Source organism: Pseudomonas reidholzensis (assembly GCF_900536025.1).
Taxonomy (GTDB): Bacteria; Pseudomonadota; Gammaproteobacteria; order Pseudomonadales; family Pseudomonadaceae; genus Aquipseudomonas; species Aquipseudomonas reidholzensis.
The window spans coordinates 207418-232983 of the sequence record NZ_UNOZ01000003.1 but is presented as its reverse complement, the minus strand read 5'-3'; the positions used below and the strand labels follow the sequence as shown (position 1 = coordinate 232983).

Below are 25566 nucleotides of genomic sequence, written 5' to 3'. Positions count from 1 at the left end.
AAATGACCGACAAAAAAGTTACTCGACTGCGTCGCGCTCGCAAAGCACGCCTGAAAATGCACGAGCTCGAAGCCGTGCGTCTGTGCGTGTTCCGCTCCTCGCAGCACATTTATGCCCAGGTCATCTCGGCCGACGGCAGCAAGGTTTTGGCAAGCGCCTCGACCTTGGACAAAGAACTGCGTGATGGCGCCACCGGCAACATCGACGCGGCCACTAAGGTTGGCAAGCTGGTAGCTGAGCGTGCGAAAGCCGCCGGTGTATCTCAAGTTGCCTTTGACCGTTCCGGCTTCAAGTACCATGGCCGCGTCAAAGCGCTGGCTGATGCTGCTCGTGAAGGCGGGCTGGAGTTCTAAGTTATGGCAAATAACGATCAAAAGCGCGACGAAGGCTACATCGAGAAGCTGGTTCAAGTTAACCGCGTAGCCAAAACCGTCAAAGGCGGCCGTATCTTCACCTTCACCGCGTTGACCGTGGTTGGTGATGGTAAGGGCCGTGTAGGCTTCGGCCGTGGCAAATCGCGCGAAGTACCTGCCGCGATCCAGAAAGCCATGGAAGCTGCCCGTCGCAACATGATTCAGGTTGACCTGAAGGGCACCACCCTGCAGTACGCCACCAAGGCCGCCCACGGCGCCTCGAAGGTTTACATGCAGCCTGCCTCGGAAGGTACCGGTATCATCGCTGGCGGCGCAATGCGTGCTGTCCTGGAAGTTGCTGGTGTCCAGAACGTTCTGGCCAAGTGCTACGGTTCGACCAACCCAGTGAACGTGGTTTACGCCACCTTCAAGGGTCTGAAGGCCATGCAATCTCCTGAATCCATTGCTGCCAAGCGCGGCAAGAGCGTCGAGGAGATCTTCTGATCATGGCTACCGTTAAAGTCACGCTGATCAAGAGCACCGCCGGCCGTCTGCCTAACCACAAACTGTGTGTTAAAGGCCTGGGTCTGCGTCGCATCGGTCACACCGTAGAAGTCCTGGATACTCCCGAGAATCGCGGGATGATCAACAAGGCTTACTACATGCTGCGCGTCGAGGGTTAATCGATGAAACTCAATGATCTGAGTCCTGCGCCGGGTTCCCGTCGCGAGAAGCATCGTCCGGGCCGTGGTATCGGTAGCGGTTTGGGTAAGACTGGTGGCCGCGGCCACAAAGGTCAGACCTCCCGTTCCGGTGGCACCATCGCTCCGGGCTTCGAAGGCGGTCAACAGCCGCTGCACCGTCGTCTGCCGAAATTCGGCTTCGTTTCCCTGAAGGCCATGGACCGCGCAGAAGTGCGTCTGTCCGAGCTGGCTAAAGTGGAAGGCGACGTTGTCACCGTGCAATCCTTGAAGGATGCCAACGTGATCAACCAGAACGTACAGCGTGTGAAAATCATGCTGTCTGGCGAAGTCACTCGCGCAGTCACCATCAAGGGTATCGCAGCCACCAAAGGTGCGCGTGCGGCTATCGAAGCAGCTGGCGGCAAATTCGAGGAATAAATGGCTAAGCAAGGTGCTCTCTCTTCGCTCGGTAAGGGCGGGATGTCGGAACTCTGGGCTCGTCTGCGCTTTCTGTTCATGGCGATCATCGTCTATCGGATAGGTGCACATATCCCGGTGCCCGGTATCAACCCGGACCGTCTGGCGGATCTGTTTCGGCAGAATGAGGGGACCATTCTTAGCTTGTTCAACATGTTTTCCGGTGGCGCGCTGGAGCGCATGAGCATTTTTGCACTGGGGATCATGCCGTACATTTCGGCATCGATCATCATGCAGCTCATGACCGCTGTCAGCCCGCAGCTGGAGCAGTTGAAGAAGGAAGGTGAAGCTGGCCGTCGCAAGATCAGCCAGTACACCCGCTACCTCACTGTAATCCTGGCTTTGGTTCAAGCGATTGGCATGTCCATTGGCTTGGCCAACCAGGGCGTGGCGTTCTCTGCAAGTCTTGGCTTCCATGTGGTTGCCGTCTCCACCTTCGTGGCAGGCGCAATGTTCATGATGTGGCTGGGCGAGCAGATTACCGAGCGCGGTGTGGGCAACGGTATCTCGATGTTGATCTTCGCGGGTATCGTTGCCGGTCTTCCGAGAGCAATCGGGCAGTCTTTCGAGTCTGCGCGCACAGGCGATATCAACATCTTCGCCCTGGTCGCTATCGGTTTGCTGGCAGTAGCGATTATCGGTTTCGTGGTGTTCATTGAGCGTGGTCAGCGGCGTATCGCCGTTCACTATGCCAAGCGTCAGCAGGGCCGCAAGGTCTTCGCTGCGCAGACCAGCCACTTGCCGCTCAAGGTGAACATGGCAGGGGTAATCCCGGCTATTTTCGCCAGCAGCATTCTGCTGTTCCCGGCTTCGCTGGGTGCCTGGTTCGGTCAGTCCGAGGGTATGGGCTGGTTGCAGGACATCTCGCAGTCGATCGCTCCTGGTCAGCCGTTGAACATTTTGCTGTTTAGTGCAGGGATCATTTTCTTCTGCTTCTTCTACACAGCGCTGATGTTCAACCCGAAAGACGTAGCGGAAAACCTGAAGAAGTCCGGTGCCTTTATTCCGGGTATCCGTCCTGGTGAGCAGTCGGCGCGCTACATTGATGGCGTTCTGACCCGTCTGACCATGTTCGGTGCTCTTTACATGATGGCCGTATGCCTTCTGCCCCAGTTCCTGGTGGTGGCAGCAAACGTGCCGTTCTACCTTGGCGGGACCTCGTTGCTGATCGTGGTAGTGGTTGTGATGGACTTCATGTCCCAAGTACAATCGCACCTCGTTTCACACCAGTACGAATCCCTGATGAAGAAAGCCAACCTGAAAGGCTATGGCGGCAGCAGCTTGCTGCGCTGACAGGCCCCTAAGGTTCGAGGAGTTGGTGATGAAAGTTCGTGCATCGGTGAAAAAGCTGTGCCGCAACTGCAAGATTATTCGCCGCGAAGGCGTCGTGCGAGTGATCTGCAGCGCGGAACCGCGTCACAAACAGCGCCAAGGCTGAGTGTGATCCGCGCTACAAGCCCGGCAGCTAGTGCGCTGCTGGGTTGATTAATTGTTTCTACAGCGATATTATCTCGCGCCCTATTTCTTGGCTTCCGGGGCGTAGGTAGCTGTCAATTGGAGTCCCACTGAATGGCCCGTATTGCAGGCGTCAACATTCCAGATAACAAGCATACTGTTATCTCGCTGACCTACATCTATGGTGTCGGTCGCACAACTGCACAGAAGATCTGTGCAGACACTGGGGTCAACCCAGCCGCAAAGATCAAGGATCTGAGCGACGAGCAAATCGAAACCCTGCGTAGCGAAGTTGCGAAGTTCACCACTGAAGGTGACCTGCGTCGTGACATCAACATGAAGATCAAACGCTTGATGGACCTGGGCTGCTACCGCGGTCTGCGCCATCGTAAAGGTCTGCCGGTTCGCGGTCAGCGCACCAAGACCAATGCACGCACCCGTAAGGGCCCGCGTAAGCCGATCCGCAAGTAATCGCCCAGGAATATAGACATGGCAAAACCTGCTGCTCGTCCTCGTAAGAAAGTCAAAAAGACAGTGGTTGATGGCATCGCCCACATCCATGCGTCTTTCAACAACACCATCGTGACCATCACCGACCGTCAGGGCAATGCTTTGTCCTGGGCGACCTCCGGTGGTTCGGGTTTCCGTGGTTCGCGCAAATCCACCCCGTTCGCAGCTCAGATCGCTGCAGAGCGTGCTGGTCAAGCTGCGCTGGAATACGGTCTGAAGAACCTCGACGTTAACGTCAAGGGTCCAGGTCCAGGTCGTGAGTCCGCCGTTCGTGCTTTGAACAGCTGCGGCTACAAGATCGCCAGCATCACCGACGTGACGCCAATCCCGCATAACGGGTGCCGTCCGCCGAAGAAGCGTCGCGTGTAATCAGGAGACAGATAAATGGCACGTTACATTGGTCCAAAATGCAAACTGTCTCGTCGTGAAGGCACCGATCTGTTCCTGAAGAGCGGCGTTCGCGCTCTGGAATCGAAGTGCAACATCGAAGCAGCCCCAGGTATCCACGGCCAGCGCCGTGGCCGTCAGTCCGACTACGGTACCCAGCTGCGCGAGAAACAAAAAGTCCGTCGTATCTACGGTGTACTGGAGCGTCAGTTCCGCGGTTACTACCAAGCTGCAGCCTCGAAAAAAGGCGCAACTGGTGAGAACCTGCTGCAACTGCTCGAGTGCCGCCTGGATAACGTCGTCTACCGTATGGGCTTCGGCTCGACTCGTTCCGAGTCGCGTCAGCTGGTTTCGCACAAAGCGATCAGCGTCAACGGTAAGACTGTAAACATTCCATCTTACCAAGTTCGTCCGGGTGACGTGGTCTCGGTTCGTGAGAAGTCGCTGAACCAGCTGCGCATTGTTCAAGCCCTTGAACTGTGCTCTCAGCGTGGCCGCGTTGAGTGGGTAGACGTGGATGCTGCTAAAAAGTCGGGCGTTTTCAAGAACGTTCCTGCTCGCAGCGACCTGTCCGCCGACATCAACGAAAACCTGATTGTCGAGCTCTACTCCAAGTAAGGGCTAGAAAATAGGTGCATCCATGCAGATTTCGGTAAATGAGTTCCTGACGCCCCGCCACATTGATGTGCAGGTCGTCAGTCCGACCCGCGCCAAGATCACGCTCGAGCCTCTCGAGCGTGGTTTCGGCCATACCCTGGGCAACGCGCTGCGCCGCATCCTGTTGTCCTCCATGCCTGGCTGTGCAGTAGTCGAGGCCGAGATCGATGGCGTACTCCATGAGTACTCCGCGATCGAAGGTGTACAGGAAGACGTAATTGAAATCCTGTTGAACCTGAAAGGCCTGGCTATCAAGCTGCACGGTCGTGACGAAGTTACGCTGACCTTGTCGAAAAAGGGTTCGGGGGTGGTTACCGCTGCCGATATTCAGCTGGATCACGATGTCGAGATCGTCAACCCCGATCACGTAATCGCGAACTTGGCGTCCAACGGCGCCTTGAACATGAAGCTCACTGTAGCTCGTGGTCGCGGTTACGAGCCGGCCGACTCTCGTCAGACTGACGAAGATGAAAGCCGCAGCATTGGCCGTCTGCAGCTGGACGCCTCGTTCAGCCCGGTGCGTCGTATCGCCTATGTGGTCGAAAACGCCCGTGTTGAACAGCGTACCAACCTGGACAAGCTGGTCATTGATCTGGAAACCAACGGTACTCTGGATCCTGAAGAGGCTATCCGCCGTGCCGCGACCATCCTGCAACAGCAGCTGGCCGCGTTCGTGGACCTCAAAGGTGACAGTGAGCCGGTAGTGGTCGAGCAGGAAGACGAGATCGATCCGATCCTGCTGCGTCCGGTTGACGACCTGGAACTGACCGTACGGTCGGCCAACTGCCTGAAGGCGGAAAACATCTACTACATCGGCGACCTGATTCAGCGTACCGAAGTAGAGTTGTTGAAAACGCCTAACCTGGGCAAGAAGTCCCTGACTGAAATCAAGGACGTCCTGGCTTCCCGTGGTCTGTCCCTCGGCATGCGCCTCGACAACTGGCCGCCTGCAAGTCTTAAGAAGGACGACAAGGCGACTGCCTGATCGTCGTAATCACCGAACGTAGTGTTTGGTAAGGAATGAATCATGCGTCATCGTAAAAGTGGACGTCACCTGAGCCGTACCAGCTCTCACCGCAAGGCTATGTTCCAGAACATGGCAGTGTCGTTGATCGAGCACGAGCTGATCAAAACTACTCTGCCAAAAGCCAAGGAACTGCGCCGCGTTGCCGAGCCGCTGATCACCCTGGCCAAGGAAGATAGCGTTGCCAACCGTCGTCTGGCTTTCGACCGTACTCGTTCGAAATCCGCTGTTGGTAAGCTCTTCAACGATCTGGGCAAGCGCTACGCCACCCGTCAGGGCGGCTACCTGCGTATCCTCAAGTGCGGTTTCCGCGCTGGCGACAACGCGCCTATGGCGTACGTCGAGCTGGTTGATCGTCCAGTCGGTGGTGCTGTAGAAGCCGCCGAGTAAGACGTCCAGTCTGCTACAGAAAACCGGGCCTAGTGCCCGGTTTTTTGTGCCTGTAGCTATTACGATTTTCTATCGATCTTACTGGTTCAATTAATTAGTTCTGCTTCTGCCTCTCCGGGATACTGTTCAGCAAGCCGATTAGCCGGCACCTGAAGACCGATAAGGAGAGCCCATGAGCACGATTCTCACCACCGCCAGCGGTGCACCCGTAGCCGATAACCAGAACTCACGATCGGCTGGCCCACGTGGCCCCTTGCTGCTCGACGACTTCCACCTGCTGGAAAAACTCGCCCACTTCAACCGCGAGAACATTCCCGAGCGCCGCGTGCACGCCAAAGGCTCTGGCGCCTACGGCACCTTCACCGTGACCCGTGACATCACCGGCTACACCAGCGCCAAGCTGTTCGACACGATCGGCAAACAGACCGAGACTTTCCTGCGTTTCTCCACGGTGGGTGGTGAGCGGGGTTCGGCCGACACCGAGCGCGACCCGCGTGGCTTCGCCCTGAAGTTCTACACCGAAGAAGGCAACTGGGACATCGTCGGCAACAACACGCCGGTGTTCTTCATCCGCGACCCGCTGAAGTTTCCCGACTTTATCCACACCCAGAAGCGCCACCCGCAAAGCAACCTGAAGAACGCCCAGATGATGTGGGACTTCTGGTCGCACTCGCCTGAGGCCCTGCACCAGATCACCATTCTGTTCTCCGACCGGGGCATCCCGGACGGCTACCGTCACATGCACGGCTTCGGCAGCCACACCTACAGCCTGATCAGCGCCACTGGCGAGCGCACCTGGGTCAAATGGCACTTCAAGACCCAGCAGGGCATCAAGAACCTGGCACCGGCCGAGGCTGCGCGCCTGGCGGGCACTGAGCCGGACTACGCCCAGCGTGACCTGTTCGAGGCCATCGAGCGTGGCGACTATCCGCGCTGGACCGTGTGCATCCAGGTGATGAGCGAGCAAGAGGCGGCCAATCGGCAAGAGAACCCGTTTGACGTGACCAAGACCTGGTCGCAGCAGGACTACCCGTTGATCGAAATCGGCGTGCTCGAGCTCAACCGCAACCCGCTCAACTACTTTGCCGAAGTCGAGCAGGCGACCTTCGGGCCGAGCAACATGGTCCCGGGTGTCGGCCTGTCGCCCGACCGCATGCTCCAGGGCCGGGTATTCGCCTACGCCGATGCCCACCGCTACCGCGTCGGCACCAACCACCAGCACCTGCCGGTGAATGCCCCGCGCAGCCCCGTGCACAGCTATCAGCGTGACGGCGCCATGGCCTCGGGTAGCTACGGCAGCGCGCCGAACTACGAGCCGAACAGCTACAGCGATGCGCCGAAGCAGTCGCCACGCCACGCCGAGCCGGCCTTGGCCCTCAGCGGCGCCGCCGATCGCCACGATCACCGCGAAGACAGCGACTACTACAGCCACGCCGGTGCGCTGTTCCGCCTGATGAGCGATGAGCAGCGGGCGCTGTTGATCGGCAACATCGCCGGGACCCTGGCGGGTGTCGGTGAAGACGTGGTGCAGCGTCAGCTGCAGTACTTCTTCCAGGCAGATCCGGCCTATGGCGAAGGCATTGCAAAGGCATTGGGCATCAATCTCGCCTGAGTCGGAATGAGAAGTAGAACCGCCCTCATTTGGGCGGTTTTTCAATGAATATCACTACTGTTTAGCGCTTTTTTTGCAGGTTATTGCGCATTTTTCAGTGACCTTGGATCTTTCCTGGTTCACACTATGTGTCTATAGCGCTTTCACATGGAGAAGCAGGGCGATGCAAGGTCACCCGGACGTAATCGATTACCTCAACACGTTGCTGACGGGCGAACTGGCAGCGCGCGATCAATACTTCATTCACTCGCGGATGTACGAAGACTGGGGCCTGGCCAAACTCTTCGAACGCATCAACCACGAGATGGAAGAAGAGGCGCAGCACGCCGATGCCCTGATGCGTCGTATCCTCATGCTCGAAGGCACGCCGCGCATGCGTCCGGACGATCTCGACGTCGGTACCACGGTGCCAGAGATGATCGCCGCCGACCTGCGCCTGGAATACAAGGTGCGCGCCGCGCTGTGCAAAGGCATCGAGCTGTGCGAGCTGCACAAGGACTACATCAGCCGTGAGATCCTGCGTGCGCAGCTGGCCGACACCGAAGAAGATCACACCTACTGGCTGGAGAAGCAGCAGGGTCTGATCAAGGCCATCGGCCTGCAGAACTACCTGCAATCGCAGATGTAAGTGATCCAGCCCGTTTAGGCCGGTCACAAAAAAGCCCCTGGTAGTTCGCTACCAGGGGCTTTTTCGTGGGCTCAGGCGCGGTCGCGTTCGAGCAGCGGCTTGAGGTAGTGCCCGGTGTACGACTGCTTCATCTCCGACAGCTCTTCAGGCGTACCGAAGGCGATGATCTGGCCACCCTTGGAGCCGCCTTCCGGCCCCAGGTCGACCAGCCAGTCTGCGGTCTTGATCACGTCCAGGTTGTGTTCGATCACCACCACGGTATTGCCGTGGTCACGCAGCCGGTGCAGCACGTCGAGCAGCTGCTGGATGTCGGCGAAGTGCAGGCCGGTGGTCGGCTCATCGAGGATGTACAGGGTCTTGCCGGTGTCACGCTTGGACAGCTCGCGCGACAGCTTGACCCGTTGCGCCTCGCCCCCGGACAAGGTCGTCGCCGACTGCCCGAGCTTGATGTAGGACAGGCCGACATCCACCAGCGTTTGCAGCTTGCGCGCCAGCGCCGGCACCGCGTCGAAGAACGTGCGGGCATCCTCGATGGTCATTTCCAGGACCTCGTGGATGTTCTTGCCCTTGTACTTGATCTCCAGCGTCTCGCGGTTGTAGCGCTTGCTCTTGCACACGTCGCACGGCACGTAGATGTCGGGCAAGAAGTGCATCTCGACCTTGATCAGGCCATCGCCCTGGCACGCCTCGCAGCGCCCGCCCTTGACGTTGAACGAGAAGCGCCCCGGACCGTAGCCGCGGGCCCGCGACTCCGGCACGCCGGCAAACAGCTCGCGCACCGGGGTGAAGATGCCGGTGTAGGTCGCCGGGTTTGAGCGCGGGGTGCGGCCAATCGGGCTCTGGTCGATGTCGACCACCTTGTCCAGGTGCTGCAGGCCATCCATGCTGCTGTGTGCGGCAGCCTCGTGGCTGGTTGCGCCGTTCAGCGCGGTGGCAGCGAGCGGGAACAGGGTGTTGTTGATCAGCGTCGACTTGCCCGAGCCGGACACGCCGGTCACGCAGGTCAGCAGGCCGATCGGGATCTCCAGGTCGACGTTCTGCAGGTTGTTGCCGCGGGCGCCCTTGAGCTTCAGCGAGAGCTTCTTGTTGCGTGGCGTGCGCTTGGCCGGCACGGCGATCTTCTTGCGCCCCGAAAGGTATTTGCCGGTCAGCGAGTCAGGGTGGTCCATGACCTCCTGCGGGGTGCCCTCGGCGACGATCTGGCCGCCGTGCACCCCAGCCCCAGGGCCGATGTCGACGACGTAGTCAGCCAGGCGAATGGCGTCCTCGTCGTGCTCCACCACGATCACCGTGTTGCCCAGGTCGCGCAGGTGGTTGAGGGTGCCCAGCAGACGGTCGTTGTCGCGCTGGTGCAGGCCGATCGACGGCTCGTCGAGGATGTACATCACGCCGACCAGGCCGGCGCCGATCTGGCTGGCCAGGCGGATGCGCTGCGCTTCGCCACCGGACAAGGTGTCGGCACTGCGGTCCAGGGTCAGGTAATCCAGGCCGACGTTGACCAAAAACTGCAGGCGCTCGCAGATCTCCTTGAGGATCTTCGCCGCGATTTCGCCGCGCCGACCGCTCAGGGTCAGGTCGCTGAAGTAGGCGCTGGCATCGCCGATCGGCAGGTTGGTAACCGCCGGCAGGGTCTTCTCGCCGACCCACACGTGGCGTGCTTCACGGCGCAGACGGGTGCCGCGGCAGTCGGGGCAGGGCTGGGTGCCAAGGAACTTGGCCAGCTCTTCGCGCACGGTCGCCGACTCGGTCTCGCGGTAGCGCCGCTCCAGGTTCGGCACGATGCCTTCGAAGGGGTGCGAGCGCTTGACGATGTCGCCACGGTCATTGAGGTACTTGAAGTCGACGTTCTGCTTGCCGCTGCCCTGCAGGATCACCTTCTGGTCGTCGGCCGCCAGCTCGCCGAACGGCACTTCCAGGCTGAAGCCGTAGTGCGCGGCCAATGAGCCGAGCATCTGGAAGTAATACACGTTGCGCCGGTCCCAGCCGCGAATCGCACCCTCGGCGAGGGTCAGCTCGGTGTTGACCAGGCGCTTGGTGTCGAAGTACTGCTTGACCCCCAGGCCGTCGCAGGTCGGGCAGGCGCCGGCGGGGTTGTTGAAGGAGAACAGCTTGGGTTCCAGCTCGCTGATCGCATGGCCGCAGATCGGGCAGGCGAAGCGCGCCGAGAAGATCATCTCTTCGCCCGGCTCATCGTCCATCGGCGCCACCAGGGCAATGCCGTCGGCCAGCTTCAGCGCGGTCTCGAACGACTCGGCCAGACGCTGCTGGAGGTCGCTGCGGACCTTGAAGCGGTCGACCACCACATCGATGCTGTGCTTCTTTTGCTTGTCGAGCTTGGGCAGCTCGTCGAGCTCGTACAGCTTGCCGTTGATCCGGGCGCGGACGAAGCCCTGCGCGCGCAGCTCGTCGAACACCGCCAGGTGCTCGCCCTTGCGCTCGCGGATCACCGGCGCCAGCAGCATCAGCTTGCTGCCCTCGGGTTGCTCGAGCACCAGGTCGACCATCTGGCTGACGGTCTGCGCCTCGAGCGGGATATCGTGGTCCGGGCAGCGTGGCGTGCCCACACGGGCATACAGCAAACGCAGGTAGTCGTAGATCTCGGTGATGGTACCGACCGTCGAACGGGGGTTGTGCGAGGTCGACTTCTGCTCGATGGAGATGGCCGGGGAGAGGCCCTCGATGGTATCGACGTCGGGTTTTTCCATCATCGACAGGAACTGCCGGGCGTAGGCCGAAAGCGACTCGACGTAGCGGCGCTGGCCTTCGGCATAGAGGGTATCGAACGCCAGCGACGACTTGCCGGAACCGGACAGGCCGGTGATCACGATCAGCTTGTCCCGGGGCAGGGTCAGGTCGATGTTCTTCAGGTTGTGGGTACGTGCCCCACGAATCAGGATCTTGTCCACTGCGGCCTCGCTTGGCGGGCATAAACAGAGAAGTATACGGCGCGCTGCCATTACGCGGCAAAGCGTCGCGTATATGCCGTCAAGGCGTCGGACTGATAGAATCGCCGCCGGTTCACACGAGGTTATGCCATGCACGACACCCACAACGAGCGCATGAGTGGTAGCGAGACCCGCGCCGCAAGTGGCCTGGCGCTGGTCTTTGCCTTTCGTATGCTGGGCATGTTCATGGTCCTGCCGGTGCTCGCCACCTACGGCATGGACCTGGCCGGTGCCACGCCTGCGCTGATTGGCCTGGCCATTGGTGCCTATGGCTTGACCCAGGCGTGCTTGCAGATCCCGTTCGGGATGGTTTCCGACCGCATCGGCCGGCGCCCGGTCATCTACCTGGGGCTGGTGATTTTCGCCCTGGGCAGTGTCCTGGCGGCACAGGCCGACTCCATCTGGGGGGTGATCGCCGGGCGAATTCTGCAAGGCGCGGGGGCGATTTCCGCTGCGGTCATGGCGCTGCTGTCCGACCTGACCCGCGAGCAACACCGGACCAAGGCCATGGCCATGATCGGCATGAGCATCGGCCTGTCGTTCGCGGTGGCGATGGTGGTGGGCCCGCTTCTCACCAGTGCCTTTGGCTTGTCAGGATTATTCCTCGCCACCGCAGGACTTGCCCTGGTGGGTATCCTGCTGATCGCCTTCGTCGTGCCCAACAGTCACAGTACCTTGCAACATCGTGAGTCGGGTGTGGCGCGCCAGGCAATCGGCCCGACCCTGCGCCATCCGGACCTTCTGCGCCTGGATGTGGGCATTTTCATCCTCCACGCCATCCTCATGGCCAGCTTCGTCGCGCTGCCCCTGGCCCTCGTCGAACGCGGTGGCCTGCCTAAGGAAGAGCACTGGTGGGTGTACCTGACCGCGCTGTTCGTCTCATTTTTTGCAATGGTCCCGTTTATCATCTACGGGGAAAAGAAGCGCAGGATGAAGCGCGTGCTGGCCGGGGCGGTCGGTGTGTTGCTGCTGGTGGAGGTGTTCTTCTGGCAGTGGGCTGACAACTTGCGCGGACTGGTGATTGGCACCGTGGTATTCTTTACTGCATTCAACCTGCTGGAGGCATCGCTGCCTTCGCTGGTGAGCAAAGTGTCGCCTGCTGGTGGCAAGGGAACGGCGATGGGGGTGTATTCCACCAGTCAGTTCCTGGGGGCTGCTCTGGGAGGAATCCTGGGTGGCTGGCTGTTCCAGCACGGTGGCCTGAACACGGTGTTCCTCGGTTGCGCGGCGCTGTGTGCCGTATGGTTGTTCGTTGCACTGCGCATGAACGAGCCGCCCTATGTGACCAGTCTGCGCATGCCACTGACGCCTGAGGCGGTCCGGGAAGCCGGGTTGACCGAACGCCTGATGGCTGTGCCTGGTGTGACCGACGCCGTGGTGGTGGCTGAAGAAGCCGCTGTCTATATCAAACTTGATACGAAAATTTTGGACCGTACGACCCTCGAGCGCCTGGTGAACCCGGCCTCTTCGGCGTGCGAAGCCTAGGAGAACGTTATGGCCCGTGGGGTTAACAAAGTCATTCTGGTCGGTACCTGTGGTCAGGATCCCGAGGTCCGCTACCTGCCCAACGGTAACGCCGTGACCAACCTGAGCCTGGCCACCAGCGAGCAGTGGACCGACAAGCAGTCCGGTCAGAAGGTCGAGCGCACCGAATGGCACCGTGTATCGATGTTCGGCAAGGTTGCCGAAATCGCTGGCGAATACCTGCGCAAGGGTTCCCAGGTCTACATCGAGGGCAAGCTGCAGACCCGCGAGTGGGAAAAAGACGGTATCAAGCGCTACACCACTGAAATCATCGTCGACATGCAAGGCACCATGCAGCTGCTTGGCGGCCGTCCGCAGAACCAGCAGGGCGGTGGCGATCAGTACAACCAGGGTGGTGGTAACAACTACAACCAGGGTGGCGGCCAGCCGCAACAGTACAACCAGCAACAGCAGCAAGCGCCGCGTCAGCAAGCCCCGCGCCCGCAGCAGGCTCCGCAGCGCCCGGCGCCGCAGCAGCCCGCTCCGCAGCCAGCCGCTGACTTCGACAGCTTCGATGACGATATCCCATTCTGATTGAAGCGCCAGGGCGCCTGGGCGGCAACGCCACAGGCACTGGTCGAGATAAAAAAGCCCCGTCAACCATAAGGTGACGGGGCTTTTTTTGTCTGTGCGATGGCGCTTCAGGGCGAGCCTATGCGCGCTCTCCACACAGGTCCAGGGCAAACCAGTGTTCGGCCGCCTGCACATCCAGCCCGGCGCCCAGCAATCCGAACAATTTGCCCAGCGCCGCCTCACGGGTCATGCCGCCGCCACTGACCAGCCCGGTGTCACGCAGCCGGCTGCCGGCGGCGTAGGTGTCGAACACCACCGAGCCCACCGGGCACTGGCTGATCGCGACGATCACCACACCGCCCTGGCGGGCATCGTGCAGTGCATCGAGCAGCGCCTGATCATCGGACGGGCCCGTGCCGCTGCCATAACATTCCAGCACCAGCCCCTGCACACCGCTGTCGAGCAGCCCGCGCAGGTGTTCGGCCTGCAGGCCGGGGAACACCGGCAACACCGCCAGCTTCACCGGCTGGCGTGGCTGGCGGTAGTCCAGCACCGACGGGATCGCCGCCGCCCGCTCACCGTCACGATGGCGCGGCAGCGCGGCAAAGGCGTCGAACGCCTCGCTGCGCAGCTTCGAGGCACGGCAGCCATGCAGCAGCTGGTCGTGGAAGAACAGCTGCACGCCGTCCTCCAGGCCGCATTCGAACAGGCGCAGCGCACCGACCAGGTTGTCCCAGGCATCGCTGTCTGGCGCACCCGCTGGCAGCATCGAGCCGGTCAGCAGCACCGGTACCGGCAGGCCGAGCAGCAGGAACGACAACGCTGCGGCACTGTAGGCCAGGGTGTCGGTGCCATGCAGCACCAGCACGCCGTCATGCCCGCCGTGTTCCACGGCTTCGACGATGGCGTCACGCATCGCCAGCCAGTTGGCTTGCTGCATGTTGGCGCTGTCCAGCAGCGGGTTCATTTCACACAGCGCCCACTGGACCTGCGGCGCATCGCTGCGCGCGGCCAGGTGCTCGCGCATGCGCACCTCGAAACCGCCCGCCGGGGCCAGGCCCTCGGGGGTTTCGAGCATGCCGATGGTGCCACCGGTATAGAGGACGAGAAGATTCTTGACTGCACGCATGGAGCATTCCGTAGCGATGAGCGGAGAAGGATGCAGCCGCCCACGAACGGGGCGGCTGGCAGGGGAGGATATCAGCGCTGGGTCTGCGCCTGGCCGACGGCGTTGTCAGCGGTTGTTTCAGCCTGGGCAGGGACAGGCCAGGCGGCGCGGTCCAGATCCAGGTCAGGGAACTTGCTCGAGTCGAACACCGGCTGCTTGATGCCGGCCTTGCGCTGGGCATCGTAGTCGCGCATTACCCGCAGGCCGATGTTGAACAGCATGGCCAGGGCGATCAGGTTGACGAACGCCAGGCAGGTCATGGTGATGTCGGCAAAGGCGAACACGGTCGACAGGTCTTGCGCCGAGCCCCACACGATCAGCGCCAGGACCAGGCCGCGGTAGCCCATCAGGACCGCACGGTTGCGGCTGAGGAACTGCAGGCTGGTTTCGCCCAGGTAGTAGTTGTAGAGGATGCAGGTGAACACGAACAGCGACAGTGCGACGCTGACGAACAGGCGGCCCCAGTCACCGACCACGGCGGCCAGCGAGTTCTGCGTGAGGACGATGCCGTCACCTTCGAAGCCTGGGGTGTAGAAGCCCGACAGCAGAATCAGCAGCGCGGTGCAGGTGCAGATCACGAAGGTGTCGAGGAACACGCTGAACGCCTGGACCACGCCTTGCGCGCCCGGGTGTTTGACCGCCGCCACGGCCGCGACGTTGGGCGCACTGCCCAGGCCCGCTTCGTTGGCGAACACGCCACGTTTGACGCCCATCACGATGGCGCTGCCGAGCAGGCCGCCGAATGCGGGGTCAAGGCCGAAGGCGCTTTTGAAGATGGTCTCGAGCATGGCCGGGACGTGTTCGATCTGGCTGCCGATCACGTACAGGGTGACACCGATGTAGGCCAGGGTCTTGACCGGTACCAGCAGGTCGGACACCGAGGCGATGCGCTTGATGCCGCCGAGGAAGACGATCGCCAGCAACACGGCCAGGGCAATACCGGTCTGCTGCGGGGCGAAGCCGAAGGCGTTCTGCAGCGAGTGGGTCACGGTGTACGACTGCAGGCCGTTGAAGGCGAAGCCGTAGGTCACCAGCAGCAGCAGCGAGAACACCACCGCCATGCGCTTGAGCTTCAGGCCATGCAGGATGTAGTACGCCGGGCCGCCGCGGTACAGGCCGTCGCCGTCGGCGCGCTTGTAGACCTGGGCCAGGGTGCATTCGAAGAAGCTGCTGGACATGCCCACCAGCGCGGTGACCCACATCCAGAACACGGCGCCTGGGCCGCCGAGGGTGACGGCGATGCCGACACCGGCGATGTTACCCGCGCCGACGCGGCCGGCGAGGCTCAGCATCAGGGCCTGGAACGAGCTCAGTTGGCCGGCCTGGCCACGCAGGGACTCCTTGAACACACCGAACATGTGGCCGAAGTGGCGGAACTGGACGAACCGGGAGCGTATGGTGAAGTAGCTGCCCAGACCGACGATAAGGACGATGAGCAGTTTCCCCGAAAGGAAATCGTTGAGTACTTCGAGCATTGGAAATGACCTCGATTCTTATTCTTCGCGTGGAATGACCAGCGGGCGGCTACGACGCACCGCTTTTCGTTGGGCGCATGGTTGGCCATGACAAGAGTCGTTACAATTTCGCGGATTGCTCTCACTTGATGCGACCTGATGCTATGATTGCGCCACTCGCATCAGCTGGACCTCTGACATGAGCGATCACTTCGCTATCAACCTGAAACTGGCCTGCAGCCACTACCGCTCTATCTCCGAGGTTTGCCGACAGCTGTCGATCAACCGCGCGCAGTTCAACAAGTATTTGAGCGGGCAGAGCCGTCCGACGGCTTACAACCTCAAGCGCATCGGCGATTTCTTCGGGGTCGAGGATTACGAGCTGAATCTGCCGCCCGAGCAGTTCGCCCGGCTGATCGGCGCGCGTATTCCGTCCGAGCAGACGGGGCAGGCCAACGACCCGATCAGCGAGCTGTTCAAGCCGCTGCACGCGCAGGCCGGCAACCTGTCGCGCTACTGCGGCTATTACTTCGAGTACTCCAACTGCATGTCGGTACCGGGCTCGATCCTGGTCTCGCTGGTGCACCTGCGTGAAGAGCGCGGCAGCTTCCTGTTCGAGCGCCAGGAGCGCCAGGAACGCAGCAGCGCCACCGACCTGCACGCCGAAGTGCGCTGCCGCTACCTGGGGGCGGCGTTCCAGTTGCAGGACCGGATGTTTCTCATCGACTACGAGTCGCTGACCCTCAACGAGATGAGCCAGACCATCCTCATCCCCAGCTTCAAGAGCCGCATTACCCGCCTCAACGGTCTCAAGACCGGGGTGTCCAGCGGCGACCGGCGCAACCCGGCCTGCACCCGCGTGGTCTGGGAGTTTCTCGGCGAAGAGATCAACCGGATCAATGCCTACCGTCAGGTAAAACTGTACCGCCCGGAGGATCCGCGTATCGATGACGACGTGCGCGAGCGCCTGAGCGTCGGCCCGCTGAGCAATGGCCTGTTCGAGATCGAATGACCGCGCTCAGTCGAGCATGAACGCCGCCACCACCTCGGCGACCTGGTCCGCCACCTGTGGCGCATCGCGCAAGTGCGCGGCGATGCCGTGGTCGCAGTCGGTCAGCAGCAGGCACTGCACATCGGGCGCAGGCACCGAGCGCAGCAAGGCATGCGTGACCTCTTCGGGGATCGGGCTGTAACGCGGGATGCCGGCCATCAAGCGGGTGCCTGCCGAGGTGCCCGGGCCTTGGCCGAAAGTACGTGAATTAAGCCCATCGTACTCGCCGATCACCAACAGCACCTTGCCCTGGAACTGGCGCAGGAAGGCATAGCTGTCACATTCCAGAAAGCCGAAGGGCTGGCTGATCGCTGCCGTGAACGCCGGGCCGAAGGGCGCCTGGTGCGCGGCGTCGGGGTAGACCGCCGGGCAGATCAGCACCAGCTTGCGCACGTCTGGCAACTGCGCCGCCATCTTCAGCGCGATCGCCGCCCCGAGGCTGTGGCCGATCAAGGTCTGGCAGTGCTCGGCGATAGTCCGCTGAAAGCGCAGGGCTTCATTCAGGTTGGTGGACAGCGAAGGCGCCACGGCTCCTGGCTCGCTGGCCAGGCTGTGGCCAGACAGGTTGCCGGTCAACGAGCTGATACCGTGCTGCTGCAAGCGGTAGAGCAGCGGATTGAGCCGGGTGAAATCCGACCGTGCGCCGCCCACCACAAACGCCACCGGCGCCCGAGGGTTATCCGCCAGCAGCAGGCGCGCCTGCTGCCGGTAGCTGTCGAAAGACGCCTCGATCAACCGCTCCGCGCCTGGCGCTGGCTCGTCGTACTGCCAGCGCGCACGCTGTATCGCACCTGCCTCCAGGTCCATCCCTGTCTCCTCGGAAAACCATTGATGCGCCATGCAGCGCCACCTGCAGACTAGCAGTGGCCTGCGGCAACAGGGAGGCGCGAGCGCCAGCTCATTCTGTAGGGTGCGCAGGACGTTTCCTGGCCCATCGAAGGGCAATGCATTTACCGTGTAATCACCCTGCAACGGGGTCATCCCCCCGCCGTGTTGGACTTCCCTAGCCGGAAACCGCAAAATGCTTTTTTCCTTTCATCGATCTGAGCGGACCTTTTGACCCTATGCGTATGCGCCTGATGCTGTTGGGTGGTGGCAATGCCCTCGGGCAAGCGCTGATTCGTCTCGGGGCCGAGGAGGACATCGGATTCCTGGCGCCGCGCCCCCCGGAGAACGGTTGGGACCCAGCCAGCCTGACCCTGCTGCTGGACGAACATCGCCCCCATGTGGTGATCAACCTGGCCTACTACTTCGACTGGTTCCAGGCCGAGTCGGTCAGCGAACAGCGGCTTGCCCAGCAGGAGCGGGCGGTAGAGCGCCTGGCCGAGCTGTGCCAGCACCACGAAATGATCCTCGTGCAGCCGTCCAGCTACCGGGTGTTCGATGGCTCGCGGGCCACCGCCTACAGCGAAAAGGACGAGCCGGTGCCGCTGGGCACCCGCGGCCAGGCGCTGTGGCGGATCGAGCAGAGCGTGCGGGCGACCTGCCCACAGCACGTGCTGCTGCGCTTCGGCTGGGTGCTGGACGAGAGCATCGACGGCGCGCTGGGGCGCTTCCTGACCCGTGCCGAACAACCCCAGGAGCTGTTGCTGGCCGACGATCGCCGGGGCAACCCGACGCCGGTCGACGATGCCGCGCGGGTGATCCTTTCGGTGATCAAGCAGCTCGACTGCGACGCGCCGCTGTGGGGCACCTACCACTACGCCGGCAACGAGGCGACCACGCCGCTGGCGCTCGGCCAGGCGATCCTCGGCGAGGCCCAACAGTGGCACAAGCTGGCGGTGCAGGCACCGACCGCGCAGGCCCACGCCGCCCGCCCGGACGCCAGCGAAGAGCCGCAGAACGCGGTCCTGGCCTGCAGGAAGATCCTTCACACCTTTGGTATCAAGCCACGCGCCTGGCGCTCGGGCTTGGGGCCCCTACTGGACCGTTTCTACCGACATGGCTGATGCCCCCATCCTGATCACCGGCGGCGCCGGCTTTATCGGCTCCCACCTGTGCGATGCGTTGCTGGATAAAGGCTACGCGGTGCGCATCCTCGACGACCTGTCGACCGGCAAGCGCGACAACCTGCAACTGCAGCACCCGGCCCTCGAGCTGATCGAAGGCGACGTCGCCGATGCCGCCCTGGTCGCCCGCGCAGCAGCCGGTTGCCACGCCGTCGTGCACCTGGCCGCGGTGGCGTCGGTGCAGGCCTCGGTGGACGACCCGGTGAAAACCCACCAGAGCAACTTCATCGGCACGCTGAATGTCTGTGAGGCGATGCGCGTCAACGGCGTGCGACGTGTGCTGTTCGCCTCGAGCGCGGCGGTGTATGGCAATAATGGCGAAGGCCAGTCGATTGCCGAAGACACGCCCAAGGCGCCGCTGACCCCGTATGCCGTGGACAAGCTGGCCAGCGAGCAGTACCTGGACTTCTACCGCCGCCAGCATGGCCTGGAGCCGGTGGTGTTCCGCTTCTTCAACATCTTCGGGCCGCGCCAGGACCCGTCCTCGCCGTACTCGGGGGTGATCAGCATCTTCAGCGAGCGCGCCACCCAAGGCTTGCCGATCAAGGTATTTGGCGATGGCGAGCAGACCCGCGATTTTCTCTATGTCGGTGACCTGGTCCAGGTGATGGTGCAGGCACTGGAGCAGGAGACGGTCGAGGAGGGCGCGGTGAATATCGGCCTGAACCAGGCGACTTCGTTGAATCAGTTGCTGGCGGCGTTGCAGCAGGTGGTCGGCAGCTTGCCTGAGGTGAGCTATGGCGAGGCGCGGTCGGGGGATATCCGGCACTCGCGGGCGGATAACCAGCGATTGCTGGCGCGCTTCGACTTCCCGCAGCCGACCTCGATGGTCGAAGGCCTGGCCCGACTGCTGGGCAAGGCCTGAGCGACTGGCGCCGTTCACTTCAGAACCTGGGGGCGCGGTGCGCCCCTTTCGCGACACAAGGCCGCTCCCACAGGGACGGTGCCGCTTTCGAGGCGTGCGCCGTTCCTGTGGGAGCGGCCTTGCCGGTGCGCCGGACCGGTCGGAAAGGGCTGCAAAGCAGCCCCAGGATCTCGCATACCTGCGAATCAGCCCGCGACACTACACAAACCGTGCTCAGGTGTGCCGCACCACCCGCCGATGGCAATCCTCAGGCCCCACCACCCGACCATCCCTGGCCCGCACCTGCAAGACCTCGATCGGCTGGCCCTGGGCATTGTCCAGCAGTTGCGAGCGCGCCTCGCCGCCCTCGAACAAAAACCGCTCCCCCCACTGCCGCAGGCCGATGACGATCGGAAACACCGCGCGACCCTGCTCTGTCAGCACGTACTCCTTGTAGGCACTGCCATCGGAAGCCGGTTGCAGCGCCAACAGTCCACCCTCCACCAGTAGCTTCAGGCGCGAGGCGAGGATGTTCTTGGCCAGCCCGAGGTTCTTCTGAAATTCGCTGAACCGCCGTAGCCCATCGAAGGCATCGCGCAGGATCATCAGCGCCCAGCGATCGCCGATCACCTCCAGGGCGCGCGCCACCGGGCATTGGTTGTTTCTGTCATCAAGCATGCTGCAGGCCTTCTCGCGGGTTCTGGTTGCAGATTAAAACCAGGTTTGCTAGAAAGCCAGTATGTGGTTTCAATTTGAAACCAGATTGCCAAGGACCGCCTAATGTCATCCCGCCCCTCTGCAGCCCTGTGCGATATCCAGCTGACGCGTGCACTGACGTTGTTGCTCGCCATGACCTGCGCCTTGGCCGTGGCCTCGGTGTATTTCGCCCAGCCGCTGCTCGAATCGATGGCCCGCAGCCTGGCCGTGCCGACCGCGCAGGTTGGGCTGGTAGTGGGGGCGACCCAGGCCGGCTATGCGCTGGGCCTGTTGCTGGTAGTACCGCTGGGGGATCTGTTCGACCGCAAGCGGCTGATCCTGTGTCAGTTGCTGCTCTCGACGCTGGCGCTGCTGGCGGTCGGGGTCGCCTGGAAATGGGCGGTACTGCTGGTCGCCATGGGCGTGGTCGGGCTGATGGCGGTCGTGGTCCAGGTGGTGGTGGCGCATGCCGCGACCTTGGCGACACCGGCCGAACAGGGGCGGGCGGTGGGCACCGTCACCAGCGGTGTAGTGCTGGGTATCCTGCTGGCGCGGTTGGTGGCCGGCGGCGTGGCTGACCTGGCGGGATGGCGGAGTGTGTATATCGGCGCGGCGGGGCTGTCGCTGGTGATGGCATGTTTGCTTTGGCGCGCGATGCCCAGTGCCCGGCCGGTCGGAGGTGCCGACAGCTATGTCGCGCTGCTACGTTCGCTGTTCGGCCTGTACCGACGGGATCGCCTGTTGCGCCAGCGGGGTGTGTTCGCCTTGTTGATCTTTGCCGCGTTCAGCGTGTTGTGGAGTGCCATGGTGCTGCCGCTGAGCGCCGCACCGTTGGCCTTGAGCCAGGGGCAGATCGGCCTGTTCGGCCTGGCCGGGATCGCCGGTGCGCTGGCAGCGTCGCGGGCCGGGCGGCTGGCCGACCAGGGCCATGGGCAACGCACCACAGGGCTGGCGCTGGTGCTGTTGACGCTGTCGTGGATTCCCACCGCATTCGTCGAGCAGTCATTGCTGGCGCTGGTGCTCGGCGTGTTGCTGCTGGACTTCGCGGTACAGGCGGTGCACGTCACCAATCAGACGCTGTTGCTGGCGGGCAGGGGCGAGATGGCCAGCCGTTTGATCGGCGCTTACATGTGCTGCTACTCGGTGGGCAGTGGCCTGGGGGCGGTGGCGGCGAGCTGGGTGTATGCGCGTTGGGGGTGGCCGGCGGTATGCGGGTTGGGGGCGGGGGTCAGTGTGCTGGCCTTGGGGTATTGGCTGTGGTGCTCTTCGCAGGGGGCCCGCGAAGAGCACGCAACGGGTCAGAACTTGTAGCCGAGGCCTACCATGTAGACCCATGGGTCGACCTGGACGTTGACCTTGGTCTGGCTGTAGCCCAGCGCGCTTGGGCCGTCGACGGTGGCCTTGGTGTCGATGTCGACGTACCAGACCGCGGCGTTGACCAGCAGGTTGTCGGTGAGCATGTAGTCCATGCCCAACTGGCCGGCGATGCCGATCGAGTCCTGCAACTTGAGGTTGCTGAAGCCCTGCTGCTTGCGCTCGCTGCTCAGGTCTTCATCGAAGAACAGCGTGTAGTTGATGCCGACACCCACGTACGGCTGGAACTTCGAGGTCGGCGCCATCGGGTAGTACTGCAGCGACAGGGTCGGTGGCAGTTGCTTGATGTCCGCCAGCTTGCCGTCCAGCCCGCCGCCCAGGCCCTTGACGCCCACGGTGTGCTGGAACGGCGTGGCCGCCAGCAGTTCGAGGCCGATGTGGTCGGTGAGCATGTAGGCGAAAGCCAGGCCCAGCTGGGTGTCGCTGTCCAGGGTTGCCTTGGTGCCGGACACCTTGTTGCCGTCGAACTTCAGATCGCTGCTGCTTTCGTTCGGCGCGGTGGTGATGGCGCCCGCGCGGAGGATGAAATCCCCCGCCTGGTGAGCGTGGGCAACAGGCGCTGCGAGCGCCAAGGCAACGAGCGAGGCGCCGAGCAAGGACTTGTTCATGGAAGCTCCGAAAGGACGTTGGTAATCAATGGTCCAATGGTACGGAGGCGTCTAAACCGATTGTTTGACCTAGCTCAAAGAATGGCGACTACAAATCGGGAACAGTTCTCATTTCAGCTCATAAGCGTATATTTTCTCGGCGGACATCTGGTAACCGGCGTCGGCCAGTTCGCTGCTGGAGGCTTTGACCTGCATCCGCCCTTCGATCCAGTAGGGCTGGTAGAGGTCTTCGATGCGCACGCCCATCTCGCTGAAAATATGCACGATCTGGTTCGACGGTGGGGGCGGTACGTGGATGCACGCGCCGTAGTAAGGCACCAGCAGAAACTCGGTGGTGCGGCCTTCCTCGCTGACTTCCAGCGGCACGATATAGCCCGGCAGTTTCACTTGCTGGTTGTCCAGCGCCTTGACCACCGGCGCGTGGGCCGCTTGCTGCTGGGCGGCGGGCGCGGACTCGGCGGCCAGCGCGTCGCCGATCTGCGAGAGGTCGTGCAGCGGCACCAGTTGCGGCGCGATCACCGGGGCGCCCTCAGGGATCAGCGCCGGCCAGTCCAGCTCGCGGGGCTCGGCCGCCCACAGTGGGGTGGCCAGGAACATCAGTATCAGCAGCAGACAACGCATGGACATTCTCACAGGTGGATCGACAGGCCATCGGCCAGCGACTGCCGATAGGCGCGCCACGCCGGCACGCTGCCCATCAGCAGCGCCGCCCCGAGGATGATAGCCAGCAGCGTCCACTCGTGCGCGCTGGGCCAGGCCAGCGGCAAGTACAACCCATAATTGGCCTGCACGTAACCCTGGGCCAAGGCGATGCCGGCATACAGCAGACCCAGCCCGGCGACGATCCCGGCCACGGCCAACGCCAGCGCTTCGAGCACCAGCAGGCCGGCGATGTGCCAAGGCCTGGCGCCGACCGAACGGAGGATCGCCATCTCCCGTCGGCGCTCGTTGAGGCTGGTCAGGATCGCCGTGAGCATGCCGATCAGCCCGGTCAGCACGACAAACAGCGAGACCACGAACAACGCCTGCTCGGCCGTGCCCATCAGGCTCCACAGCTCCTGCAAGGCGACCCCGGGGAGGATCGCCAGCAGCGGTTCGTTACCGAACTCGTTGATCTCCCGCTGCAGGCTGAAGGTGGCGATCTTGTTGTTCAAGCCGAGCATGAAGGCGGTAATCGCCGCCGGCTGCAGGTCCATGCCGCGCGCCTGGTCGGCGCTGATCCGGCCGGCACCGCGGGCGGGCACGCCGTTGTGCCAGTCGATGTGGATGGCCTCCATGCCGCCCAGGCTGATGTGCAGGGTGCGGTCCACCGGGGTGCCGGTGCGCTTGAGTACACCGACCACGGTGAACGGCTTGTCGTCGTGCTTGACCAGGCTGATCGCGGCCACCCCGTGCGCCAGCACCAGCTTGTCGCCGAGTTTGTAATGCAGGGCATCGGCCACTTCGGCGCCGAGTACGACCTCGAACGGGTCGTCGGCAAATTCACGGCCCTGGCTGAGTTCCAGGTGCTGCCGCCGCCCGTACTGGTAATGGCTGAAGTAGTCGCCGGTGGTACCCATCACGCGGTAGCCACGGTGCGAGTCGCCGAGCGAGATGGGGATCGCCCATTTCACCCGTGGGTCCTGGGCGTAGTGCTGGTAGCTGTCCCAACGAATGTTGTTGGTGGCATTGCCGATGCGAAACACCGAGTACAGCAGCAGGTTGACCGAGCCAGAGCGCGCCCCGACGATCAGGTCGGTGCCACTGATGGTACTGGCAAAGCTGGCGCGGGCTTCGGTGCGCACGCGCTCGACGGCCAGCAGCAAGCACACCGACAGGGCAATTGCGAAGGCGGTGAGAAAGGCCGTGAAGCGCCGGTTGGCCAGGCTGGCCAAGGCGAGTCGGAGCAGGTACATCAGGCCTCCCGGGGCGCGGCGGCGCGGTTCAGTTCGGCCAGCGACAGGTGGCGGTCGAACAGCGGCGCCAGGCTTTGGTCATGGCTGACGAACAGCAGGCTGGAACCCGCTGCCCGGCATTCGTCGAACAGCAGGCGGATGAAGGCCTCGCGGGTGTCGGCGTCGAGCGCCGAGGTCGGCTCATCGGCGATCACCAGTTCGGGCTGGCCGATCAATGCGCGGGCGGCGGCGACGCGCTGCTGCTGGCCGATCGACAGGCTGTCGGCGCGGCGTGCAAGCAGCGCCGGGTCGCCGAGGCCCAGGTGCGCGAGCAGCACGGCGGCGGCCTGGTCGACGCTGCCATGGCGTTGGCTGGCGCGCTGGGCACGGCTGCGCGAGAAGCGGCAGGGCAGCTCGACGTTTTCCCGCACCGAGAGAAACGGCAGCAGGTTGAACTGCTGGAAGATATAGCCGGTGTGATCGACCCGAAAGCGGTCCCGCGCACCCTGGCCGAGGTCGCCGAGCGCCTGGCCGAGCAGGCGGATGCTGCCCTGGCTGGCCAGGTTGACCCCGCCCAGCAGGCCGAGCAGGGTGGTCTTGCCACTGCCGCTGGGGCCCTTGAGGAACAGCGCCTCACCCGCCTCCAGGCGGAACCGGGGGATATCCAGCAGCGGCGGTTGGCCGGGCCAGGCGAACATCAGGTCATGCAGGTCGATCAGCGGCGGGTTCATTCAGAAGGCGACCACGGCCTTGGCGGGTGTCGCTTCGACCCCTTGCTGGCCGTTCGGGCCGATCAGTTGCAGGTTGATCTTCTGGGTGGCCGGGAAGGCCTTGAACAACGGGCTCAGGTCGATGCTGGCGAGTTTGTCCGGGGTGGCGCAGGTCAGTTGGTAGTGCGCGTGGATGTCGCTGTGCTGATGCGCGTGCTCATCGCCATCCTTGTCTTCGGCGCCGGGCTCGCTGCCGAACAGCGGGCTTTCCAGGTCCTGCGCTTCCTCGCTGCAACCGGCCGCCTTGGCCAGGCCGAACAGCTGCAAGGGCTGTTCGAGCTGCTTGCGCACGGCGGCGACCTTGGCCTTGTCGGCGTCGCTGCTGGCGGCGTGCTCGAAGCCGACCAGGTTCATCGCCGGGCTGTCCAGCTCCAGTTCCAGGGTCTTGCCGTCGAGCACGGCGTTCAGGCGGGCGACGCCATGCTCGTGGGCACCGAGGCTGCCATGGGCGTGGTCGTGATCATGCTCGTGTTCGTCGTGGGCATGGGCCACGGCCAGCGGAAGCAGGGCGAAGGGCAAGGCGAGGAGCAGGCGGCGCATGAACGACTCCAGGAGCAGGG

29 protein-coding genes are annotated in these 25566 nt (G+C 62.9%); 19 read left to right on the top strand and 10 right to left on the bottom strand.

Features of this window, described 5'->3' with window-relative positions:
* The first annotated feature begins 2 nt into the window (after positions 1-2).
* From rplR to bfr, 13 genes are all read left to right on the top strand, one after another.
* A complete protein-coding gene (gene rplR, locus CCOS865_RS04175) occupies positions 3-353 on the top strand; it encodes a 50S ribosomal protein L18 (protein WP_011531893.1) in 351 nt (116 codons plus the stop codon).
* 3 nt (positions 354-356) lie between these two features.
* On the top strand, positions 357-857 hold the full coding sequence (gene rpsE / locus CCOS865_RS04170) for a 30S ribosomal protein S5 (RefSeq protein WP_003255465.1): 501 nt from the start codon (positions 357-359) through the stop codon (positions 855-857).
* A 2-nt stretch (positions 858-859) separates the two neighbouring features.
* Positions 860-1036 (top strand): 50S ribosomal protein L30, encoded by a 177-nt coding sequence (gene rpmD / locus CCOS865_RS04165; protein ID WP_010220317.1) that lies wholly within the window; start codon positions 860-862, stop codon positions 1034-1036.
* Between the two features lie 3 nt (positions 1037-1039).
* Positions 1040-1474: a 50S ribosomal protein L15 gene (gene rplO / locus CCOS865_RS04160; RefSeq protein WP_010220318.1), complete on the top strand. Its 435-nt coding sequence runs from the start codon at positions 1040-1042 to the stop codon at positions 1472-1474.
* Positions 1475-2806 (top strand): preprotein translocase subunit SecY, encoded by a 1332-nt coding sequence (gene secY / locus CCOS865_RS04155; RefSeq protein WP_101322337.1) that lies wholly within the window; start codon positions 1475-1477, stop codon positions 2804-2806.
* Between the two features lie 28 nt (positions 2807-2834).
* Entirely contained in the window at positions 2835-2951 is a 117-nt protein-coding gene (gene rpmJ, locus CCOS865_RS04150) for a 50S ribosomal protein L36 (RefSeq protein WP_002555468.1), read from the top strand.
* A 131-nt stretch (positions 2952-3082) separates the two neighbouring features.
* Positions 3083-3439: a 30S ribosomal protein S13 gene (gene rpsM, locus CCOS865_RS04145; protein ID WP_101322336.1), complete on the top strand. Its 357-nt coding sequence runs from the start codon at positions 3083-3085 to the stop codon at positions 3437-3439.
* Positions 3440-3457: 18 nt separating this feature from the next.
* The gene (rpsK, locus tag CCOS865_RS04140) at positions 3458-3847 is read left to right on the top strand and encodes a 30S ribosomal protein S11 (RefSeq protein WP_003255454.1); all 390 of its coding nucleotides are present in this window, start codon (positions 3458-3460) and stop codon (positions 3845-3847) included.
* Positions 3848-3862: 15 nt separating this feature from the next.
* On the top strand, positions 3863-4483 hold the full coding sequence (gene rpsD / locus CCOS865_RS04135) for a 30S ribosomal protein S4 (RefSeq protein ID WP_101322335.1): 621 nt from the start codon (positions 3863-3865) through the stop codon (positions 4481-4483).
* A 22-nt stretch (positions 4484-4505) separates the two neighbouring features.
* On the top strand, positions 4506-5507 hold the full coding sequence (locus CCOS865_RS04130; protein ID WP_003255452.1) for a DNA-directed RNA polymerase subunit alpha: 1002 nt from the start codon (positions 4506-4508) through the stop codon (positions 5505-5507).
* 42 nt (positions 5508-5549) lie between these two features.
* A complete protein-coding gene (rplQ, locus tag CCOS865_RS04125) occupies positions 5550-5936 on the top strand; it encodes a 50S ribosomal protein L17 (protein WP_003255451.1) in 387 nt (128 codons plus the stop codon).
* A gap of 172 nt (positions 5937-6108) precedes the next feature.
* On the top strand, positions 6109-7548 hold the full coding sequence (locus CCOS865_RS04120) for a catalase (protein ID WP_119138194.1): 1440 nt from the start codon (positions 6109-6111) through the stop codon (positions 7546-7548).
* A gap of 163 nt (positions 7549-7711) precedes the next feature.
* On the top strand, positions 7712-8176 hold the full coding sequence (bfr, locus tag CCOS865_RS04115) for a bacterioferritin (protein WP_119138192.1): 465 nt from the start codon (positions 7712-7714) through the stop codon (positions 8174-8176).
* Positions 8177-8247: 71 nt separating this feature from the next.
* On the opposite strand, the gene uvrA is transcribed toward bfr, so the two are convergent.
* Positions 8248-11082: an excinuclease ABC subunit UvrA gene (gene uvrA / locus CCOS865_RS04110; RefSeq protein WP_167469007.1), complete on the bottom strand. Its 2835-nt coding sequence runs from the start codon at positions 11080-11082 to the stop codon at positions 8248-8250.
* 129 nt (positions 11083-11211) lie between these two features.
* Here uvrA and CCOS865_RS04105 point away from each other — a divergent pair, with 129 nt between their 5' ends.
* Both CCOS865_RS04105 and CCOS865_RS04100 read left to right on the top strand, forming a co-directional pair.
* Entirely contained in the window at positions 11212-12606 is a 1395-nt protein-coding gene (locus tag CCOS865_RS04105; protein ID WP_119138188.1) for an MFS transporter, read from the top strand.
* Positions 12607-12615: 9 nt separating this feature from the next.
* Positions 12616-13179 (top strand): single-stranded DNA-binding protein, encoded by a 564-nt coding sequence (locus CCOS865_RS04100; RefSeq protein ID WP_119138186.1) that lies wholly within the window; start codon positions 12616-12618, stop codon positions 13177-13179.
* A gap of 118 nt (positions 13180-13297) precedes the next feature.
* Here the strand turns inward: CCOS865_RS04100 and CCOS865_RS04095 are convergent, their stop codons facing one another.
* Positions 13298-14287, bottom strand: coding sequence for an asparaginase (locus CCOS865_RS04095; protein ID WP_119138184.1), 990 nt, complete (start codon positions 14285-14287; stop codon positions 13298-13300).
* Positions 14288-14358: 71 nt separating this feature from the next.
* Complete coding sequence (locus CCOS865_RS04090) at positions 14359-15801, bottom strand: alanine/glycine:cation symporter family protein (RefSeq protein WP_119138182.1); 1443 nt, start codon at positions 15799-15801, stop codon at positions 14359-14361.
* 178 nt (positions 15802-15979) lie between these two features.
* Here CCOS865_RS04090 and CCOS865_RS04085 point away from each other — a divergent pair, with 178 nt between their 5' ends.
* Positions 15980-16792 (top strand): helix-turn-helix domain-containing protein, encoded by an 813-nt coding sequence (locus tag CCOS865_RS04085; protein WP_119138180.1) that lies wholly within the window; start codon positions 15980-15982, stop codon positions 16790-16792.
* 6 nt (positions 16793-16798) lie between these two features.
* Here the strand turns inward: CCOS865_RS04085 and CCOS865_RS04080 are convergent, their stop codons facing one another.
* Complete coding sequence (locus CCOS865_RS04080; protein WP_119138178.1) at positions 16799-17638, bottom strand: alpha/beta hydrolase; 840 nt, start codon at positions 17636-17638, stop codon at positions 16799-16801.
* 257 nt (positions 17639-17895) lie between these two features.
* Here CCOS865_RS04080 and CCOS865_RS04075 point away from each other — a divergent pair, with 257 nt between their 5' ends.
* Together CCOS865_RS04075 and CCOS865_RS04070 are read left to right on the top strand one after the other, a co-directional pair.
* Positions 17896-18780: a sugar nucleotide-binding protein gene (locus tag CCOS865_RS04075; protein ID WP_119138176.1), complete on the top strand. Its 885-nt coding sequence runs from the start codon at positions 17896-17898 to the stop codon at positions 18778-18780.
* Complete coding sequence (locus CCOS865_RS04070; protein WP_119138174.1) at positions 18773-19705, top strand: NAD-dependent epimerase/dehydratase family protein; 933 nt, start codon at positions 18773-18775, stop codon at positions 19703-19705. Before CCOS865_RS04075 ends, CCOS865_RS04070 begins: the two co-directional genes overlap by 8 nt.
* Positions 19706-19918: 213 nt before the next feature.
* Here the strand turns inward: CCOS865_RS04070 and CCOS865_RS04065 are convergent, their stop codons facing one another.
* Positions 19919-20362, bottom strand: a complete 444-nt coding sequence (locus tag CCOS865_RS04065; protein WP_119138172.1) for a winged helix-turn-helix transcriptional regulator — start codon at positions 20360-20362, stop codon at positions 19919-19921.
* Between the two features lie 102 nt (positions 20363-20464).
* Between CCOS865_RS04065 and CCOS865_RS04060 the strand changes: the two genes are divergently transcribed.
* Entirely contained in the window at positions 20465-21691 is a 1227-nt protein-coding gene (locus tag CCOS865_RS04060) for an MFS transporter (RefSeq protein ID WP_119138170.1), read from the top strand.
* Here the strand turns inward: CCOS865_RS04060 and CCOS865_RS04055 are convergent.
* From CCOS865_RS04055 to CCOS865_RS04035, 5 genes are all read right to left on the bottom strand, one after another.
* Entirely contained in the window at positions 21679-22362 is a 684-nt protein-coding gene (locus tag CCOS865_RS04055; RefSeq protein ID WP_119138168.1) for an OmpW/AlkL family protein, read from the bottom strand. The genes CCOS865_RS04060 and CCOS865_RS04055 overlap by 13 nt on opposite strands.
* Positions 22363-22470: 108 nt before the next feature.
* Entirely contained in the window at positions 22471-22983 is a 513-nt protein-coding gene (locus CCOS865_RS04050; RefSeq protein WP_119138247.1) for a DUF3299 domain-containing protein, read from the bottom strand.
* Positions 22984-22991: 8 nt separating this feature from the next.
* Positions 22992-24257, bottom strand: coding sequence for an ABC transporter permease (locus tag CCOS865_RS04045; protein ID WP_119138166.1), 1266 nt, complete (start codon positions 24255-24257; stop codon positions 22992-22994).
* Positions 24257-24967: an ATP-binding cassette domain-containing protein gene (locus tag CCOS865_RS04040; RefSeq protein ID WP_119138164.1), complete on the bottom strand. Its 711-nt coding sequence runs from the start codon at positions 24965-24967 to the stop codon at positions 24257-24259. Before CCOS865_RS04040 ends, CCOS865_RS04045 begins: the two co-directional genes overlap by 1 nt.
* The gene (locus tag CCOS865_RS04035) at positions 24968-25546 is read right to left on the bottom strand and encodes a DUF2796 domain-containing protein (protein ID WP_119138162.1); all 579 of its coding nucleotides are present in this window, start codon (positions 25544-25546) and stop codon (positions 24968-24970) included.
* Positions 25547-25566 lie beyond the last annotated feature (20 nt).

What these genes read in the sequence shown, in the direction of transcription:
- rplR (WP_011531893.1), top strand. Translation starts at nt 3, where the DNA reads ATGACCGACAAAAAAGTTACTCGACTGCGTCGCGCTCGCAAAGCACGC.
- rpsE (WP_003255465.1), top strand. Translation starts at nt 357, where the DNA reads ATGGCAAATAACGATCAAAAGCGCGACGAAGGCTACATCGAGAAGCTG.
- rpmD (WP_010220317.1), top strand. Translation starts at nt 860, where the DNA reads ATGGCTACCGTTAAAGTCACGCTGATCAAGAGCACCGCCGGCCGTCTG.
- rplO (WP_010220318.1), top strand. Translation starts at nt 1,040, where the DNA reads ATGAAACTCAATGATCTGAGTCCTGCGCCGGGTTCCCGTCGCGAGAAG.
- secY (WP_101322337.1), top strand. Translation starts at nt 1,475, where the DNA reads ATGGCTAAGCAAGGTGCTCTCTCTTCGCTCGGTAAGGGCGGGATGTCG.
- rpmJ (WP_002555468.1), top strand. Translation starts at nt 2,835, where the DNA reads ATGAAAGTTCGTGCATCGGTGAAAAAGCTGTGCCGCAACTGCAAGATT.
- rpsM (WP_101322336.1), top strand. Translation starts at nt 3,083, where the DNA reads ATGGCCCGTATTGCAGGCGTCAACATTCCAGATAACAAGCATACTGTT.
- rpsK (WP_003255454.1), top strand. Translation starts at nt 3,458, where the DNA reads ATGGCAAAACCTGCTGCTCGTCCTCGTAAGAAAGTCAAAAAGACAGTG.
- rpsD (WP_101322335.1), top strand. Translation starts at nt 3,863, where the DNA reads ATGGCACGTTACATTGGTCCAAAATGCAAACTGTCTCGTCGTGAAGGC.
- CCOS865_RS04130 (WP_003255452.1), top strand. Translation starts at nt 4,506, where the DNA reads ATGCAGATTTCGGTAAATGAGTTCCTGACGCCCCGCCACATTGATGTG.
- rplQ (WP_003255451.1), top strand. Translation starts at nt 5,550, where the DNA reads ATGCGTCATCGTAAAAGTGGACGTCACCTGAGCCGTACCAGCTCTCAC.
- CCOS865_RS04120 (WP_119138194.1), top strand. Translation starts at nt 6,109, where the DNA reads ATGAGCACGATTCTCACCACCGCCAGCGGTGCACCCGTAGCCGATAAC.
- bfr (WP_119138192.1), top strand. Translation starts at nt 7,712, where the DNA reads ATGCAAGGTCACCCGGACGTAATCGATTACCTCAACACGTTGCTGACG.
- CCOS865_RS04105 (WP_119138188.1), top strand. Translation starts at nt 11,212, where the DNA reads ATGCACGACACCCACAACGAGCGCATGAGTGGTAGCGAGACCCGCGCC.
- CCOS865_RS04100 (WP_119138186.1), top strand. Translation starts at nt 12,616, where the DNA reads ATGGCCCGTGGGGTTAACAAAGTCATTCTGGTCGGTACCTGTGGTCAG.
- CCOS865_RS04095 (WP_119138184.1), bottom strand. Translation starts at nt 14,287, where the DNA reads ATGCGTGCAGTCAAGAATCTTCTCGTCCTCTATACCGGTGGCACCATC.
- CCOS865_RS04090 (WP_119138182.1), bottom strand. Translation starts at nt 15,801, where the DNA reads ATGCTCGAAGTACTCAACGATTTCCTTTCGGGGAAACTGCTCATCGTC.
- CCOS865_RS04085 (WP_119138180.1), top strand. Translation starts at nt 15,980, where the DNA reads ATGAGCGATCACTTCGCTATCAACCTGAAACTGGCCTGCAGCCACTAC.
- CCOS865_RS04080 (WP_119138178.1), bottom strand. Translation starts at nt 17,638, where the DNA reads ATGGACCTGGAGGCAGGTGCGATACAGCGTGCGCGCTGGCAGTACGAC.
- CCOS865_RS04075 (WP_119138176.1), top strand. Translation starts at nt 17,896, where the DNA reads ATGCGTATGCGCCTGATGCTGTTGGGTGGTGGCAATGCCCTCGGGCAA.
- CCOS865_RS04070 (WP_119138174.1), top strand. Translation starts at nt 18,773, where the DNA reads ATGGCTGATGCCCCCATCCTGATCACCGGCGGCGCCGGCTTTATCGGC.
- CCOS865_RS04065 (WP_119138172.1), bottom strand. Translation starts at nt 20,362, where the DNA reads ATGCTTGATGACAGAAACAACCAATGCCCGGTGGCGCGCGCCCTGGAG.
- CCOS865_RS04060 (WP_119138170.1), top strand. Translation starts at nt 20,465, where the DNA reads ATGTCATCCCGCCCCTCTGCAGCCCTGTGCGATATCCAGCTGACGCGT.
- CCOS865_RS04055 (WP_119138168.1), bottom strand. Translation starts at nt 22,362, where the DNA reads ATGAACAAGTCCTTGCTCGGCGCCTCGCTCGTTGCCTTGGCGCTCGCA.
- CCOS865_RS04050 (WP_119138247.1), bottom strand. Translation starts at nt 22,983, where the DNA reads ATGCGTTGTCTGCTGCTGATACTGATGTTCCTGGCCACCCCACTGTGG.
- CCOS865_RS04045 (WP_119138166.1), bottom strand. Translation starts at nt 24,257, where the DNA reads ATGTACCTGCTCCGACTCGCCTTGGCCAGCCTGGCCAACCGGCGCTTC.
- CCOS865_RS04040 (WP_119138164.1), bottom strand. Translation starts at nt 24,967, where the DNA reads ATGAACCCGCCGCTGATCGACCTGCATGACCTGATGTTCGCCTGGCCC.
- CCOS865_RS04035 (WP_119138162.1), bottom strand. Translation starts at nt 25,546, where the DNA reads ATGCGCCGCCTGCTCCTCGCCTTGCCCTTCGCCCTGCTTCCGCTGGCC.